At 46.4% G+C, this 16,158-nt stretch carries 15 protein-coding genes; 11 read left to right on the top strand and 4 right to left on the bottom strand.

Going from position 1 to position 16,158, the window contains the following annotated elements:
• Nucleotides 1-83: 83 nt before the first annotated feature.
• From rpmD to pdeM, 7 genes are all read left to right on the top strand, one after another.
• Nucleotides 84-263 (top strand): 50S ribosomal protein L30, encoded by a 180-nt coding sequence (gene rpmD / locus GGU45_RS21290; RefSeq protein ID WP_435228233.1) that lies wholly within the window; start codon nucleotides 84-86, stop codon nucleotides 261-263.
• A gap of 104 nt (nucleotides 264-367) precedes the next feature.
• Nucleotides 368-817 (top strand): 50S ribosomal protein L15, encoded by a 450-nt coding sequence (gene rplO / locus GGU45_RS21285; protein ID WP_435228231.1) that lies wholly within the window; start codon nucleotides 368-370, stop codon nucleotides 815-817.
• Nucleotides 818-891: 74 nt separating this feature from the next.
• Nucleotides 892-2,232 carry a preprotein translocase subunit SecY gene (secY, locus tag GGU45_RS21280; RefSeq protein WP_435228230.1) on the top strand — a complete coding sequence of 447 codons (1,341 nt, stop codon included), beginning with the start codon at nucleotides 892-894 and terminating at the stop codon, nucleotides 2,230-2,232.
• A gap of 69 nt (nucleotides 2,233-2,301) precedes the next feature.
• Nucleotides 2,302-3,111: a type I methionyl aminopeptidase gene (map, locus tag GGU45_RS21275; protein ID WP_435228228.1), complete on the top strand. Its 810-nt coding sequence runs from the start codon at nucleotides 2,302-2,304 to the stop codon at nucleotides 3,109-3,111.
• A gap of 44 nt (nucleotides 3,112-3,155) precedes the next feature.
• A complete protein-coding gene (locus GGU45_RS21270; protein ID WP_435228226.1) occupies nucleotides 3,156-4,475 on the top strand; it encodes a UDP-glucose dehydrogenase family protein in 1,320 nt (439 codons plus the stop codon).
• A 458-nt stretch (nucleotides 4,476-4,933) separates the two neighbouring features.
• Nucleotides 4,934-7,408 (top strand): ligase-associated DNA damage response DEXH box helicase, encoded by a 2,475-nt coding sequence (locus GGU45_RS21265; protein WP_435228224.1) that lies wholly within the window; start codon nucleotides 4,934-4,936, stop codon nucleotides 7,406-7,408.
• Entirely contained in the window at nucleotides 7,392-8,042 is a 651-nt protein-coding gene (pdeM, locus tag GGU45_RS21260) for a ligase-associated DNA damage response endonuclease PdeM (RefSeq protein ID WP_435228222.1), read from the top strand. The genes GGU45_RS21265 and pdeM overlap by 17 nt, the downstream gene beginning before the upstream one ends.
• Before the next feature lie 120 nt (nucleotides 8,043-8,162).
• Here pdeM and GGU45_RS21255 read toward each other — a convergent pair whose 3' ends face one another.
• Nucleotides 8,163-9,437, bottom strand: a complete 1,275-nt coding sequence (locus GGU45_RS21255) for a hypothetical protein (protein ID WP_435228220.1) — start codon at nucleotides 9,435-9,437, stop codon at nucleotides 8,163-8,165.
• Between the two features lie 162 nt (nucleotides 9,438-9,599).
• Complete coding sequence (locus GGU45_RS21250) at nucleotides 9,600-10,046, bottom strand: Hsp20/alpha crystallin family protein (protein ID WP_435228219.1); 447 nt, start codon at nucleotides 10,044-10,046, stop codon at nucleotides 9,600-9,602.
• A 320-nt stretch (nucleotides 10,047-10,366) separates the two neighbouring features.
• Here GGU45_RS21250 and GGU45_RS21245 point away from each other — a divergent pair, with 320 nt between their 5' ends.
• The 4 genes from GGU45_RS21245 (at nucleotide 10,367) to GGU45_RS21230 (ending at nucleotide 14,569) form a co-directional block, all read left to right on the top strand.
• Entirely contained in the window at nucleotides 10,367-10,783 is a 417-nt protein-coding gene (locus GGU45_RS21245; RefSeq protein ID WP_435228217.1) for a BrxA/BrxB family bacilliredoxin, read from the top strand.
• A 141-nt stretch (nucleotides 10,784-10,924) separates the two neighbouring features.
• Entirely contained in the window at nucleotides 10,925-12,211 is a 1,287-nt protein-coding gene (locus GGU45_RS21240; RefSeq protein ID WP_435228215.1) for a prolipoprotein diacylglyceryl transferase, read from the top strand.
• Nucleotides 12,212-12,382: 171 nt separating this feature from the next.
• Complete coding sequence (locus GGU45_RS21235) at nucleotides 12,383-13,240, top strand: sigma-70 family RNA polymerase sigma factor (RefSeq protein ID WP_008585204.1); 858 nt, start codon at nucleotides 12,383-12,385, stop codon at nucleotides 13,238-13,240.
• A 441-nt stretch (nucleotides 13,241-13,681) separates the two neighbouring features.
• Nucleotides 13,682-14,569 carry an SDR family oxidoreductase gene (locus GGU45_RS21230; RefSeq protein WP_435228212.1) on the top strand — a complete coding sequence of 296 codons (888 nt, stop codon included), beginning with the start codon at nucleotides 13,682-13,684 and terminating at the stop codon, nucleotides 14,567-14,569.
• A 6-nt stretch (nucleotides 14,570-14,575) separates the two neighbouring features.
• On the opposite strand, the gene GGU45_RS21225 is transcribed toward GGU45_RS21230, so the two are convergent.
• Together GGU45_RS21225 and ctlX are read right to left on the bottom strand one after the other, a co-directional pair.
• The gene (locus GGU45_RS21225) at nucleotides 14,576-15,166 is read right to left on the bottom strand and encodes a DUF1684 domain-containing protein (RefSeq protein ID WP_435228210.1); all 591 of its coding nucleotides are present in this window, start codon (nucleotides 15,164-15,166) and stop codon (nucleotides 14,576-14,578) included.
• Nucleotides 15,167-15,211: 45 nt separating this feature from the next.
• Complete coding sequence (gene ctlX, locus GGU45_RS21220; RefSeq protein WP_435228208.1) at nucleotides 15,212-16,141, bottom strand: citrulline utilization hydrolase CtlX; 930 nt, start codon at nucleotides 16,139-16,141, stop codon at nucleotides 15,212-15,214.
• Nucleotides 16,142-16,158: the final 17 nt, after the last annotated feature.

Genomic DNA, 16,158 nt, shown 5'->3' with positions numbered 1-16,158 from the left:
AAGTTCAAAGTTTAAAGTTTAAAGTTGATAAAAGACCTTAAACCTTGAACCCTGAACCTTAAACCTTAAACAGAATTAAGGCAATGAAAAAAGTAAAAGTTACGTTAGTAAAAAGCCCGATCGATCGCCCGGAGCGGCAAAAGCTTACATTAAAAGCATTGGGATTGAATAAAACCAACAGCAGCAAAGAAGTAGAAGCCACCCCGCAGATCCTTGGTATGATCCGCAAAGTGGAGCATATGTTGAAGGTGGAAGAATTGTAAAATTCGGATTCAGCCCCTATATTTGCATCCGTTTTCCTGCCCGGCAGGGATATTATTAAACAAGCGAGCTCCCGCTTTTGGAGCGTAAGTAAAAAAATAAAGCAATGAAATTACATGAATTAAAGCCCGCAAAAGGCGCAGTACACAAAGAAAAAAGAATTGGTCGTGGTGAAGGAAGTGGTTTTGGCGGAACTTCTACAAAAGGTAATAAAGGAGGACAAAGCCGCGCCGGTTATAAGCGTAAAATAGGGCACGAGGGTGGCCAGATGCCGATCCAGCGCCGTACACCGAAAAGAGGATTTAAAAACCCCGATAAAATTGTCTATAAGATCATTAATATTGGTCAGGTAGATCAGTGGGCTGAAACACATAACATTTCTGATTTTTCTGCTGAAAATCTTTACAATATGGGCTTTATTGGTAAAACAGATAAAGTGAAGGTTTTAGGTAACGGAGAAATTAAAGGCAAATTCACATTTAAGGTTCATGCCATCAGCGAAAAGGCAAAAACTGCCATTGAAGCTGCCGGAGGAGCCGTTGAGATTTTGAACTAATTTCTCAAAAATAGATTTGGACGCACGTAGTGCGTCTTTTAATTTTGGAGAATTGACAATTTAAGAAGAATCAGGTGAAAAAACTAATTACTACACTTAAGAATATATGGAGCATCGAAGAGCTAAGGAGTAAAATTCTTTTCACTTTATTGCTGATCTTTATCTACCGGATCGGAAAATACATTCCGCTGCCTGGTATCAACCCGGTTACCCTTGAGGCGCTTCAGAAGAACAATGCGCAAAACGGGATCCTGGATCTGATTAATACTTTTGCCGGAGGCGCTTTTGAACAGGCTTCTATTTTTGCCCTGGGGGTAATGCCTTACATTACAGCCTCCATCTTTATGCAGCTGATGACCGTATTAGTGCCTTCCTTCCAAAAAATGCAGAAAGAGGGCGAAAGCGGGCGTAAAAAGATTAACCAGATCACAAGATATCTGACCGTTGTGGTAACTTTTGTTCAGGCATTTGCTTACCTGGCTTATTTACAGCAGACTTCCGGACCCGCTATCATGGCCGGATACGGAGGCTTTTATTTCTCCCTAACCACCGTTATCCTGCTGACCACCGGTACATTGTTTGTAATGTGGTTGGGTGAAAAAATCACCGATAAAGGACTCGGTAACGGGGTTTCTCTTATCATTATGGTGGGCATCCTTGGACGTCTGCCGCAGTCATTGGCACAGGAACTTACGTTCCGCTCCACAAGGACAGGGGATATTTTGATCTTTATTATTGAAATTGCTCTTTTTGTTGCTATCATCCTGGGTTCAATTATGCTGGTTCAGGGTGTAAGAAAAGTGCCGGTAAATTATGCCAAACAGATTGTAGGCAACCGGCAGTTTGGAGGAGCAAGGCAGTTCTTACCCTTAAAGGTAAACGCCGCCGGTGTAATGCCCATCATCTTTGCCCAGGCAATCATGTTTGTTCCTACCCTGTTTACCATGGGTAGCAAAAACGCAGACCTGGGACGGATGTTTACGGATCATACCAATGGCTGGTATATGCTGATTTATGCAGTGGTGGTAATCGGATTTACTTTCCTGTATACCGCATTAATCTTTAATCCCAAACAGATATCGGATAACCTGAAACAGAATAATGGTTTTATCCCGGGTGTTAAGCCCGGCCAGCCAACCACCGACTATATTGGTACCATTATGGACCGGATCACCTTCCCGGGATCTGTGCTGCTGGCTTTTGTAGGGATCCTGCCCGGCCTTATTCAGAAACTTTTTGGTATGACTATGGGCTTTTCGATGTTCTTTGGCGGTACGTCATTATTGATCATGGTAGGGGTGGTGCTGGATACATTGCAGCAAATCGAAACCCAGCTAATGATGCGCCAGTACGATGGCCTGATGAAAAGCGGCCGTATACAGGGACGTCAGAGCTCTTCTGCCATTCAGATTTAATTCGTTGTAAGAAATTTAATAACTTTGCAGTCCCGCAGCGCAAGTTGCGGGACTTTTTTAATAAATGATATGGTAAAAATTAAGTCAGAAGAACAAGTAGAATTCATGCGCAGAAGTGCATTGCTCGTAAGTAAAACACTAACGGAGATTGCAAAGATTCTGAAACCCGGAATTACAACCATAAGTCTTGATAAAACCATTGCTGAATTTATCGGTGATCATAAAGCCATTCCTTCTTTTTTGAATTATAACGGGTACCCCTTCAACTCCTGTATTTCCGTAAATGATGTAGTGGTGCACGGGTTTCCGGGCAAGGACGAATTGAAGCCGGGAGATATTGTTTCAATTGATGTAGGGGTGGTCCTCGACAAATGGCACGGCGATCATGCGTATACTTTCGCTATTGGCGAGCCTGCCCCGGAAGTGCAGCAGCTGGTTGCCGCTACCAAAGAATCGTTGTACAAGGGAATTGAAAAGGCAACAACCGGGCATCGCATCGGCGATATCGCATTTGCCATTCAGCAGTATACGGAAAAAGAGCGGGGCTACGGTGTAGTACGGGAACTGGTTGGCCACGGGCTGGGACAAAAGATGCACGAAGATCCGCAGGTACCCAACTATGGAAAACGAGGAACGGGCATGAAGCTTCAAAGCGGGATGGTGCTGGCGATTGAACCGATGATTAACCTGGGCAAAAAAGAAGTCTTTACAGAAAGCGATGGCTGGACGGTGCGCACAAAAGACGGCAGCCCCTCGGTGCATTTCGAACATGATGTATGCATACGGCCGGGCAAGGCCGATGTGCTCTCCAACTACGCAACCATCGAAGATGCCGAAAGGCAGAACCCCGAGTTATTTGTTTGTACACTAAAATCCTGAGTTCCGGTCCCCGGAAGCGTTCATTGAAACTTTAATAATAGAGTATGAAGATTGCAGTTATTGGAACCGGCTATGTGGGCCTGGTAACGGGAACCTGTTTTGCCGAAACGGGCAACGAGGTGATCTGTGTGGATATTAATGAAGAAAAAATAGCGGCCCTAAGAAGGGGCGAAACGCCCATTTATGAGCCGGGACTGGAAGTGCTGCTGGCCCGGAATATCCGGGAAGAACGCATCAGCTTTACTACAGACCTTGCAAAAGCCGTACAGGAGGCCCTGGTGATTTTTCTGGCCTTGCCTACGCCCTCCGGTGATGATGGAGCGGCAGATCTTAAATACGTATTAGAAGTTGCCGGACAGCTGGGGAAGCTGATTGACACTTACCGGGTAATCGTTAATAAAAGCACCGTGCCGGTGGGAACGGCAGAGAAGGTTACCGGAATCCTGTTGGAGCAGCTGTCGCCCGAATTGTTTGATGTAGTGTCCAATCCCGAGTTTTTGAGAGAAGGAGTAGCTGTTGATGATTTCCTGAAACCCGAGCGCGTGGTGGTAGGTACCGGTTCCGACCGGGCCCATAAAATTATGGGAGAGCTATACAGCCCGTTTGTACGGCAGGGAAACCCCGTTTACTTTATGGACACCCGGAGCGCGGAAATGACCAAATATGCCGCCAATTCCTTCCTGGCCATGAAAATTTCCTTTATGAATGAGATCGCTAATCTTTGTGAACAGACGGGCGCCAATGTGGATTGGGTTCGTATCGGGATCGGGAGCGACCAACGGATTGGAAAGCGCTTTCTCTTTCCCGGTATTGGTTATGGCGGAAGCTGCTTCCCTAAAGATGTGCTGGCACTAAACCTTACAGCCAAGGAGCATGCCTATGATTTTAAATTACTGCAATCCGTACTGGAAGTAAACCGGCTTCAGAAGGGGAGGATCGTTCAGAAGCTCCGCGCTTATTTCAACAATAACCTTAAGGGAAAACGGTTGGCAATCTGGGGACTGGCGTTTAAACCGGAAACCGATGATATCCGGGATGCGCCCTCGATTGATATTATGGAAGCGCTGCTTGAAGAAGGGGCAACCATTAATGTATACGATCCGGTGGCGATGGAAAATATACGCAAACGGTTTGGCAACCGGCTGCATTATTCAGCTAACCAATATGAAGCATTGAAGGATGCGGAGGCATTGCTGATTCTGACCGAGTGGAGTGAGTTCCGCAACCCCGACTTTGAAAAAATAAAAACACTGCTGGATGCGCCGGTTATCTTCGATGGCCGGAATGTATATGCGCTCGAAAAGATGAAGGAACTGGGTTTTCATTATGAAAGCATGGGACGCAATACGGTCATCGCCCGGTGATATTACCGGTTAAAGCGGTAAAGATATAAAAGAGGGTCGGCTTCATTTTGGAGGAGTTTCAGGATCAGTTCTATACCCCGGATGGAAAAGTAATGCCATTTCCTCCGAATCCCATCACAAAAAAGCACTCGGATAATTGCCGTGTTTGCCGATACAAGGAAGCCTGTCTTTTGTAGACCCAAAACAGCCGGCCCAGGAAAAATCATCAACAAACCGGACAGTGGGCATAAATTGATGTAGTTTTTTGATGAGGGCGCCGGTGAGACCTCCACCGATAACTATGAGCTCCGATACCAGATCCTCTTGCAGGAAGGATAACTGTAAAGCAGCCCGTTCTTTACCCGCCAGAACGATTCTAATGTTCTTAAACGCATTTTTATAGTTAATTTTACCTGTTTCGTCCTCAATTTAGAAAGTAGAAAACACTTGGGGAGGTATTTGCAAAAAAACATCGCAACGTGGCGCGTTTTGAAGGGTCTGCGGGATACCGGATTATTAATGAGTGGATGCAGCGTGTATCCAGGCGCCCTTTCCATTTTCAAAAGGAAACCTGGAAGCAGTTTGAGAACGGGAGCTCAGGTTTGGTCATTGCTCCAACAGGCTTTGGAAAAACGTTTTCAGTATTTCTGGCATTGGTGATCCACTATCTAAACCACCCTGGTACCTATGGTCCGGGATTGAAATTATTGTGGGTAACGCCCTTGCGGTCGCTGGCAAAAGACCTGGGAAGGGCTATGAAAACAGCGCTGGAAGAAATAGGGCTCGACTGGGAAGTGGGAGTACGCAACGGGGATACACCGGTGGCGGAACGCCAGCGTCAGAAAAAGAAGATGCCCGAAGTGATGATCATTACCCCCGAAAGCCTGCATCTGCTTTTTGCCCAGAAAAATAATACGGCTCTTTTTACATCACTGCAATGTATTGCGGTAGATGAATGGCATGAGTTGCTGGGGAGCAAACGAGGGGTACTTACCGAACTGGCTATTGCCCGCTTAAAAGGGATAGTACCCGCGCTAAGGGTCTGGGGGATTTCGGCAACCATCGGGAATGTGGAAGAGGCCTTGGAAGTGCTGTTGCCGGGTACATCCCGCTTCCGGGTAAAAATACAGGCAAAAGAACAAAAGAAAACCTCCATCCTGTCTATTATACCGGATCATATTGAAGAGCTGCCCTGGGCCGGGCACCTGGGTACGCGGCTGGCCCCACGGTTGTTGCCCGTAATAGCAGCAAGTAAAACCACGCTCATCTTTACCAATACCCGCGGACAATCCGAACTGTGGTACCAGGTGCTGCTGAGCGCCGCGCCGGACCTGGCAGGACAGCTGGCATTGCATCACGGATCGGTGGATGCGGAACTGCGTGCCTGGATCGAAGACCGGCTGCACACCGGCCAGCTGAAAGTGGTGATCTGTACATCATCACTGGATCTGGGGGTTGATTTTAAGCCGGTGGATACCGTAATACAGATCGGATCGCCCAAGGGGGTAGCGCGGTTTTTGCAACGGGCGGGGCGTAGCGGACATTCTCCCTTTGAGACGTCAAAAATCTTTTTTTTGCCTACTCATTCGCTGGAACTGGTAGAAGCAGCGGCCCTCAAGGAAGCCGCAAAAGAAAAGATCATTGAGGACAGGGTACCGCTGGCGCTTACGTTTGATGTATTGGTACAATACCTGGTAACACTGGCCGTTGGGGAAGGCTTCAGGGAAAAAGCGTTGTTTGAAGAAGTAAAACAAACATACTGCTTCAGGGGGCTGGAGCCGGAAGAATGGCAATGGCTGCTGCAGTTTGTAACCCGGGGGGGAGAAGTCCTGCATGCCTACGATGAGTTTCAGAAAGTGGTGGTGGAGGAGGGGCTTTATACCGTAAAGAGCCGTAAGATTGCTAGGATGCACCGGATGAACCTGGGTGTCATTGTGAGCGATCCCATGCTGAAGGTAAAATATTTGTCGGGCGGTTACATCGGCATGGTAGAGGAATACTTTGTAGCCCGTTTGCTGCCGGGCGATACCTTTGGCCTGGCGGGCAAAGTGGTGGAATTCGTGATGATTAAAGAGATGACGGTGCTGGTACGGCACAGCAAGGCAAAGCGGGCCATTACCCCAAGTTGGATGGGCGGGCGGCTACCACTTTCTTCCAACCTCAGCGCACTCTTGCGGCATAAGTATACTGATGCATTAAACCCTGCTGCCCGCGATAAGGAGCTGAAAGCGTTGTATCCTTTATTTGTGCAGCAGCAGCAGGTGTCGCATATTCCGCGGGAAGATGAATTCCTGGTTGAACGGATCGAAACAAAGGATGGCCATCATATCTATATGTACCCGTTTGAAGGGCGGCTGGTGCATGAAGTGATGGCAGCGCTGGTGGCTTACCGCTTCAGTAAAATTCAACCCATCACCTTTTCCATGGCGATGAACGATTATGGCTTTGAGCTGCTGAGCGATCAGCCATTGGAATTTACACGGGAGCAGCTGAATACGGTTTTTTCAACCGAAAACCTCACCGCCGATATCAGCAAAAGCATCAACGCGGCAGAGATGGCCGGCCGTAAATTCCGCGATATTTCCGTGATATCCGGTTTGGTGTTGCGCAATTATGCCGGGCAGTTAAAGAACAATAAAAATCTTCAGTCGTCTTCCGGGTTGCTCTTCAGGATCTTTGAACAATATGATCCGCAAAATCTTTTATTAAGACAGGCATTTGACGAAGTGTTTTACCAGCAGCTGGAAGAACCGCGCCTGATGGCTGCACTGCAACGCATATTAAGAAGTAAAATCATCATTATTAGGGCTACTGCATTTACACCATTGAGCTTTCCGATAAAAGTTGATGGTCTTCGCCAGAATCTTAGCAGTGAGGAGCTGGAAACAAAAATCCGGCGGATGCAGGAAGCTGCTCAAAAAAAATCGAAAGATAACAATGCCGGGAACCGATAAAATAACCATTTTTTACAAGGATGCGTCCCTGGTTTTATCCGCGGCGCGCGCCGTTTACTGGCCGGCGGAGAAAATGCTGATCCTCTCGGATCTGCACCTTGGAAAAACGGGCTATTTCCGGTTGCATGGCATACCCGTTTCAACCGGGGTAATGCAGGACGACCTGAAACGCCTGGCAGCGCTGATAGAGCTGTTTAAGCCCGAACAGGTACTGGTGGCGGGCGATATGTTTCATCACCGGTTCAATAATGATGTACATTTATTTAAAGACTGGCGGCAATCTTACAAGGAGCTTTCCTTCCTGCTGGTACCCGGCAACCACGACCGGCATTTGGATATTGGCTACGCAGATCTGAATATAACGCTTACCCCGGAAAAATATGAGTGTGGTGTTATTGGTTTTGTACATGAAATGCAGGAGGCTGATCCCGGCCGGCTTACCATTTCGGGACACCTGCACCCGGGGTATATGATCTCCGGTAAAGCAAAACAGTTGCTATGTTTGCCCTGTTTTATAAAAGGCAGCCATCACCTGGTACTGCCGGCCTTCAGCCAGTTTACCGGCCTGTATACACGGGCGTCTGCAGGCCACACTTGTTATGTGATCAGTGAAAATAAACTATTTGAGTTTTAGAAGCTATTGCAAAACGGGGCCTCACATTTTTGTATACAGCATTGTGTCCCGCTAACCTGTATGCCGGCACTTTAAGCTGAAATATGAGCATTGGTTTTGTGATGGTCTGCAGGGAGAATTCTATTTTAACCGGTATTTCCGTTGTACTCTCGAACTATTAAAGTACTTGTTGATCTGTTCTTCCGACATATTTTCCGCCATTTCTGTAGGTACTTCCCCCAGTTGGGCCTGACTTTGGCGAAGCTCCTTTTTTAAGGTTTCCGTTTTGGAAGCGATGTTCGGATCCCGGTCGCTGGATAGCTTACAGTCAAAAACAACATATTCGAGGCGCTTGATATTTGCCCGGAGCTGCCCCGCCTGGTTTTGCTCTACCGTTTTTGAAGGAACCGCGGCTTCCCTTATCGGTATGGCCAGGGCACCGGCTCCGGCCAGCACTTTTGGAGTTGCCACTTTGTTGTTGTTCACGGTTGTGGATATTACGGTTCCGGTAGTGGTGGTGGTGGCTGTAGTAATATCAAAACCTGATCTCCAGGTTTTAGTCGATTTCAGTTTTTTATCCAGCTGAAGAAAAGTGTATTTATAACGCAGGAGCCAGCGGTTCATATTTTCCAGGGCGTCATTGTACTCTCGTGTAGCAATGTCAAAATTGAGCGCATTGCGTATCACCACTCTTACCTTGGCCGTGTCCGTAAAATTAAACTGCGTAGTGCCAATGAACATCAGGTTTACGATCTTTACCTGGGCCGAATCTTTGTCGCCCACGAAATCATAGCCGGGGGTCCACTCAAATGTATCGTCGCAGGCTTTGGGCAGCTTAAAACCGCCAATGGAAATATTGCTGGTAACGAGGATCCGTTCGATGGCAAAATTTCCGTTGTCGCAAAGCACGTTGAAGGAGAGTTTATTGCCCTCCTCTACATATACCGGGCTTACCACGGAGGGCTTTATCCGGGGAAAAATGATATCGGTACTGTAAAACGAGATCGTAAAAGAAGTGTCTACCCGGTCATGAGGGTCCGACAGACTTTGCACACCGATCTGCACCGGGTATTTGGTATCATATTTCAGCCTCCCCGACATGAAAAGCGATTTATTGGACTTAAAGGAAAGTGTTCCTTCATCCTTATCGATCCGCAGGCCCGACGGGGCATCTTTTAGAAACCAGTAATAGTTTTTTTGAGGCTTGTTGATCTGCAGTCTGTAGGACAGGTTGGAGTCCACATGCAGGGAAAAATAGGGGTAGAGGTTAATGATCCGCAACGCTGTATCAGCGTGGCGAACGGTGTTGGAAACTGTGGGAAGGTTTACGGTGTCATTTATAACCTGTGCATTGAGGGTGCCGCAAACGGATAGCACAAAGGCTGTAAAAATTACAATTTTTTTGAGCATGATCATAATGGGCGGTTAAAATGATTTGCGAATTTACTGGATTATGACGAACTCCGGAGGAATAAGGTTTATTTCAGCACCTGAAATAAAAAAAAGCCCATTGTAGAAACAACAGGCTCTAAACCAAAACTAACTGCTTATGAGAAAAATTTATATGCGTTTATTTCATTAAAGAACTTCTATATCTTTTGACGCTGTTTTAATAGTTTCCTTTTTCTGAATCGTTACAATTAGGATACCATTAACATATTTGGCTTCTATCTTATCTGTATCTACTTTGTCGTCAACGGTAAATGTTCTTTTAAAACCGCGGGGTCTGAACTCTTTGCGAATGGTTTTGTCCGTTGCTGCGGCTGTATTGTCCTTTTGATCGGCCGCAATGGTCAATACCTGCTGATCCAGATTGATCTTAAAATCGCTTTTTTCCAACCCGGGAGCTACTACCTCTACCTGGTATTCATTTTCCTTTTCAGTAATGTTCACTGGAACAAAACCTTTTATGTTCGGATTTTTGACATCGGTTTTGAAAAGTGTGGGAATTTCAGTCATAAAATCATCTACCAGGCTGGTTAAGGTTCTTTCAAAAGGGGTTCCGTTAAATTTTACGTTTGTCATTGCTATTTGTTTTATTTTTTAAGATTTTGATTTGTATAGCTGGGATCAAATCGGGAGCCAAATGAAAATATCGGAAAAAATGACATATATTTTTTATTTTTGTTGACAAAATGTCTTGTTTTTATTAAGTGTATCCCCGGGCTGTCAGGTAAATGGGCTCATTAATGCCTGGCTAAAGGAGGGCAGGGCCGGATTGATGAGTTTTAAGTTGCCGTCTTCAAAACTTCACCGCACAATACGGGTTGCTGTTTAGGTAAGATCGGGGCTATTGCTCCAACTTTTTCTATATTTTTGTGTTATCGTTTTAAATCTATATAAATATGTATCCACAGGAAATAGTGATCCCGATGATGGAGGAATTGACAGACAATGGTTTTGAAAACCTGTCTACTCCCGAAGCGGTAGAAGCTTCATTAGCAAAAAAAGGAACCAATCTTTTGGTAATCAATTCAGTATGCGGATGTTCCGCTGGTACTGCGCGCCCCGGGGTGCTGCTGGCGGTAGCCAATACAGAAAAAAAACCCGACCATCTTACTACCAGTTTTGCCGGTTTTGACCTGGATGCGGTAAACAAAGTGCGGGAGCACCTGTTACCTTACCCGCCTTCTTCTCCTTCCATTGCGTTATTTAAAGATGGGGAGCTGGTGCATTTTATTGAGCGCCATCAGATTGAAGGCCGTTCAGCACAAATGATCGCCCAGAACCTGGTTGCTGCTTTTGACGAGTATTGCAATTAATGACCGGTACTGTTAAGAAACGGAAGGTCTTGCATGGAAGCATGGAAGGCCTTTTTTTTGTTGGCCCGGCAAGGCAAAACTTTTAAATGTTTAAACCTTAAACCAGCATTATATTTGTAATATTGTGCTCAACTTTAACGCATGTATCCAAACCTGTATTACGTATTTAAAGATTTTTTCGGGATTGAGTGGAACTTTCTGCATTTTGTAAATTCCTTTGGATTTTTTGTAGCCCTGGCCTTTATCATCTGTTCTGTTGTGCTGGCCCGGGAGCTTCGCAGAAAGGGAAAAGAAGGACTGCTGGGGCCGGTAGAGGAAAAAGTGGAAGTAGGAAAACCTGCCACACCGGGAGAACTGGTTGTTAATTTTATCCTCGGATTTGTGCTTGGATATAAGATCATCGGCTTGTTTTTTGCCAATGGCAATGCTGTTAATCCCCAGGAATATATTTTCTCATCCCAGGGAAACTGGCTGGCGGGTATTGCGCTCGGCTTATTGTTTGTATTTGTTAAGTGGCGCGAAAAAAACAAGCAAAAACTGGCGCAGCCCGAAACACGCACCATCAGGGTATGGCCGCACGACCGTGTGGGTGAGATCACGATGATCGCGATCATTTTTGGATTACTGGGAGCTAAATTGTTTGATACTTTTGAAAACTGGGATTCGTTTATTAAAGATCCGGCCTCCATTTTCTCCATGTCGGGACTTACTTTTTACGGGGGGCTTATCTGCGCCGGTATTGCGCTGTGGTGGTATACCCGCAAGCACCAGATCAATTTCCGGCATTTTCTGGATGTGATGGCCCCGGTAATGATGCTGGCTTACGGCCTTGGACGCATTGGCTGCCAGGTTTCGGGCGATGGCGATTGGGGTATTTATAATGCCGCTTTCAAAACCACCGCAGCAGGAGGTATTGCTCCGGCTTCCGTCAATGATTTTCAGGCGGCGGTGACGCAGCATGCTGATTTTTTTGCTCGCAATTCCACGCATCACGCCTTTTTCCCCAAGCCCGGCTTCCTGAGCTTTCTGCCAGACTGGCTTTTTGCTTATGATTTTCCCCACAATGTAAATGAAACCGGTGTGGCCCTCTCAGGCTGCGTGGGCAAATACTGCAACCACCTGCCCGTTCCGGTATTTCCTACCTCCCTTTACGAAATTATTATGGGACTGCTCCTTTTTGGATTGCTGTGGGCGATCCGGAAGCGCTTCAAAACGCCCGGTATGCTTTTTGGTATTTACCTGGTATTGAATGGAGTAGAACGTTTCTTTATTGAAAAGATCCGGGTAAATGTGAAGATGGATTTCCTGGGGATGCAAATCACCCAGGCAGAATTGATCTCCTTCCTGATGATCATCGGAGGCATCGCGATGATGGTCCTGTTGAAAAGAAACGATACCGGGAGGAATTCTTCATTAAAAACGTCATAATAAGTATAAGAACGATCTTTTAAAAAAACTGTTATATTACAGATAAGTTCCTTTGGTCCGATGGTTTTTCGCAAAATCTATTGTACCTTTGGATGTTTTAAAAAAACTGTTAATATTGTTCTATAGGAATCCGGACCCTTGTTCGGACGGCTATTATAATTAAATTTTATTATGCGCCAGCTAAAAATTGCTACACAAATTACTAACCGTGACTCTCAGGCGGTCGAAAAATATCTGCAGGAGATTTCCAAGATCTCTATGATTACGCCCGAAGAAGAAACAACACTGGCCCAGAAAATTAAAATGGGCGATCAGCGTGCATTGGATAAACTGGTTCAGGCAAACCTTCGTTTCGTGGTTTCTGTAGCCAAACAATACCAGCACCAGGGGCTTTCGTTAAGCGACCTGATTAACGAGGGCAACCTCGGCCTGATCAAGGCGGCGCAGCGTTTTGATGAGACAAAGGGATTTAAGTTTATTTCTTACGCCGTTTGGTGGATCCGTCAGTCTATTCTACAGGCTTTGGCCGAACAGGGAAGGCTGGTGCGGCTGCCGCAGAATAAAATTGGTACTTACAACAAAGCCAATAAAGCGTATATGGCTTTTGAACAGGAGCACGAACGGGAACCTTCTACAGAAGAATTGTCGGAACTGCTCGAAATGAGTGAAACAGAGATTAACAATATTTTCCAGAGCAATACCCGCCATACTTCACTGGATGCACCCGTACACGAAGCGGAGGATGTAGCCATGGGCGACCTGCTCGAAGGCGGCTCCGATACGGATGATGATGTAATGAAAGATTCGTTGCGCAACGAGATCCGCCGGGTATTAAAATCGCTTTCTCCACGGGAAGCTGAAATCGTAAATGCTTATTTTGGCCTGGACGGTGAAAACGGGGTTACTATCGAGCAAATCGGCCAGAAATACGACCTCACCAAGGAACGTATCCGCCAGATCAAGGAAAGAGCGATCAAAAGACTGCAAAAGGCACGTTATAGCAGTGCCCTGAAATCCTACCTGGGATAATGTTTTCTCAGATATTATAACATTCACGGCTCCGGAATATTCCGGGGCTTTTTTTTGTTTCATATTTGAGGTTTAAAGTTTCAGGTTGGAATCGTTTTCATGCTCAAATGTGTGTGGGTAAATCTCAGATCTCAAGTCTCGAAGGTGCATTCCAATTGCTGCACTCTATAAATACAATGTTACCCTGAAGATGTCATCCCGGGCTTGCCCCGGGATCTATTCCTGTTTCAGGGTCTATTGAACGACAATATGCATAGATGCTGAAGTAAATTCAGCATGACAGCGGCAATGTGGAATGCGCCCGTTTCTAATCCTTCTGAAGTTTCAGGCGCAGGTGCCGTGTTCCCCTGTTTAAAGTTCCCGGGTAAAGAATATGGAGCTTTAACGGATCTCCATTTTCAAATTTCCACATTTCCCGTTCTATCTTGCTATTATTGTACTATGAAAATTTTAGTAACAGGATCAAACGGGCTGGTTGGGAGTTATGTAGTGCAGCAATTGCTGGAGGAGGGACACCAGGTATTTGCCACTTCACGTACCGATGATCGCTCCGCATTTAAAAACCCCCGTTACCGGTTTGTGCAAATGGACTTTACAGATCCGTATGCGCTGGACGCAGCATTTGAAGCCATACAACCTGATGTGGTGGTGCATAGCGGTGCCATGAGCAAACCGGATGATTGTGAAACAGACCAGCAGGAAGCGTATAAGATCAATACCGTGGGAACGGTGCAGTTGCTGCTGAACGCTGCGGCCTGTGAGAGCTTCTTTATTTTTTTATCAACGGACTTTGTTTTTAATGGGAAGGAAGGGATGCATAAAGAAAGCGATCCCGCAGATCCTATCAGTTATTATGGCCGTACCAAATTGGAGGCGGAAGAAGCGGTGCAGGAATACGGGTATCCATGGGCCATTGTACGAACTGTTTTTGTATATGGAAAGCCCTTGTATGGCCGCGATTGTTTTGTTACGATGATTGCAAAAAAACTCCGGAACCAGGAGCCTTATAAAGTTGTGAACGACCAGGAACGAACACCGACCTACGCCGGCGACCTGGCAAAGGGTATTGCGGCCATCATTGAAAAAAAGGTAACGGGCATTTTTCATCTCTGTGGCGCAGATGTTCTGTCGCCCTATGGCATGGCTATGAAGGCGGCAGCGTATTTGGGAATGGAAGCGCCCCTGCTGGAGCCCGTTGCAACAGCTTCCTTAAAAGCGCTGGCCCGGCGTCCATTAAAAAGCGGGTTGGATATATCCAGAGCAAAAGAGGTATTGGGCTATGCACCCCTGTCTTTCAGTGAAGGTCTGGCAAAAACTCTGGGAAATTAGCGTCTGCTATTCTTTGGCAAATTGTTTTTCACCGGCATTGATGGCGATCTTCAGATGGTTTTCTTTGGGCGGCAGCGGGCAGCTGTATTTTCCCGTTACATAAGCGCAATAAGGATTGTAGGCCTTGTTAAAGTCCAAAACAATACGCCCGTCCCGGATATCCGATATCTTCAGATCCATGTACCTCCCGGTTTCGTAACTTTCCTTGCCATTGGTGGCATCTTTAAAGGGGAGAAACAGGTAGTCAAAATATTCGTTGTGCTGTAACAGGAACTGGGATTGGTAGACTGCCAGTTTTTGATTGTGCCCGTTTAACTTAAACCTCAGCCATCCGTAAATGCGGTATTGTTTGGGTTTGCCGTTGGAGGTTGGGATTGTAACCCATGGACTGTCGTTTACCTTTTTGAAATGAGCCGTTACCTGGTAGTGCTGGTCAACCGGGAAAAAGCGAAACTGTTTCTTATGGGCTCCTGTTACCACCTGGTGATTCTTTACGTAGGCGGCTATAAACTGATTGAGGCTGTCTTTGTAGGGGGGCTGGGCTTGTAGCAAGGTAGCCCACAGCATTACAAGAGTGCAAAGGATAGTTTGTTTCATCTGTTTATTTTTTTACCTCTTATTGGTTGTTTTATATTGAATGTATTAGCGGGAATGATGCGGTTGATGCAGGGGGAGAAAGATTTCGGCAATCATGCACCGTGCACTACCCCCGCCGTTTTGCTCAATAGTGGTTAGGGACGTATGTAAAATGGGGTTGTAGGTTTCCAGTTGCAGCCGTTGTTGCTGCGTCAGCGACCCAAAGGCGGCGGAAGACATAACGAGGAACCGTTGCCCTTCTGTATTTTTTACCTGCAGGGCATTGCCGGCAAACTGCTCCATTTGATTAAGGCTAATGGGGATGATGGCCTTGCCGCTACCTGTAAGTGATTGCAATACTGCTTCGCGTTCTCCTTTGTCGGTAATACTGTCGGTGGCAATGAGCGCATAATCCTCGGCTACGCTCATCATTACATTGGTATGATATACCGGGGTGCCATTGCCATCGGCTGCATGAAAAAGTACCGGGGTAAAATCAAGCATTTCGCAAAAGTCCAGCAGCACCCGCTCATCCGTGCGGGGCGAGAGGCAGGCGTAGGCTTTTTGATGCACCCGGTCCAGCACCATGCTACCGGTTCCCTCCAGGAAGAGCTCTTCTTTTTCGTAGCCGGTAAGGTCCACATTGGAGTAAATGATAAACTTTTCTTTTAGCTGGTCAAGGACGCCCTTGGCCCGTTCGGCTCTCCGGTTGGAAGCAAACATCGGGTAAAGCACAATCTGTCCGTCTTCATGCATGGAAATCCAGTTATTGGGGAAAACCGAGTCCGGTGTATATGGCTGCGGCAGGTCCTGGATTACGCAAACATCAACCTGGTGCTGTTTTAAAAGCGCCACCAGCTGGTCAAACTCCTGCTGGGCCTTTTCGTTCACGTTCCAGTCATCCTTCTTTTTTTGAAATGCATTGTTTACTGCTGTTTCTGTATTAAAACCAAAAGCAATGGGCCGGATCATCAATAGGTGAGAGGTCGTTTGCATAAAAAAAATTGATCATG

This window comes from Niabella hirudinis, assembly GCF_051201075.1.
GTDB classification, from domain to species: Bacteria; Bacteroidota; Bacteroidia; order Chitinophagales; family Chitinophagaceae; genus Niabella; species Niabella hirudinis.
Note: the sequence above shows the minus strand (reverse complement) of the source record. Positions and strands in the feature narration are given on the sequence as shown.

Bases quoted from the DNA above. Each gene is read 5' to 3' on its own strand.
- rpmD (WP_435228233.1), top strand. From the start codon at position 84: ATGAAAAAAGTAAAAGTTACGTTAGTAAAAAGCCCGATCGATCGCCCG.
- rplO (WP_435228231.1), top strand. From the start codon at position 368: ATGAAATTACATGAATTAAAGCCCGCAAAAGGCGCAGTACACAAAGAA.
- map (WP_435228228.1), top strand. From the start codon at position 2,302: ATGGTAAAAATTAAGTCAGAAGAACAAGTAGAATTCATGCGCAGAAGT.
- GGU45_RS21270 (WP_435228226.1), top strand. From the start codon at position 3,156: ATGAAGATTGCAGTTATTGGAACCGGCTATGTGGGCCTGGTAACGGGA.
- pdeM (WP_435228222.1), top strand. From the start codon at position 7,392: ATGCCGGGAACCGATAAAATAACCATTTTTTACAAGGATGCGTCCCTG.
- GGU45_RS21255 (WP_435228220.1), bottom strand. From the start codon at position 9,437: ATGATCATGCTCAAAAAAATTGTAATTTTTACAGCCTTTGTGCTATCC.
- GGU45_RS21250 (WP_435228219.1), bottom strand. From the start codon at position 10,046: ATGACAAACGTAAAATTTAACGGAACCCCTTTTGAAAGAACCTTAACC.
- GGU45_RS21245 (WP_435228217.1), top strand. From the start codon at position 10,367: ATGTATCCACAGGAAATAGTGATCCCGATGATGGAGGAATTGACAGAC.
- GGU45_RS21240 (WP_435228215.1), top strand. From the start codon at position 10,925: ATGTATCCAAACCTGTATTACGTATTTAAAGATTTTTTCGGGATTGAG.
- GGU45_RS21235 (WP_008585204.1), top strand. From the start codon at position 12,383: ATGCGCCAGCTAAAAATTGCTACACAAATTACTAACCGTGACTCTCAG.
- GGU45_RS21230 (WP_435228212.1), top strand. From the start codon at position 13,682: ATGAAAATTTTAGTAACAGGATCAAACGGGCTGGTTGGGAGTTATGTA.
- GGU45_RS21225 (WP_435228210.1), bottom strand. From the start codon at position 15,166: ATGAAACAAACTATCCTTTGCACTCTTGTAATGCTGTGGGCTACCTTG.
- ctlX (WP_435228208.1), bottom strand. From the start codon at position 16,141: ATGCAAACGACCTCTCACCTATTGATGATCCGGCCCATTGCTTTTGGT.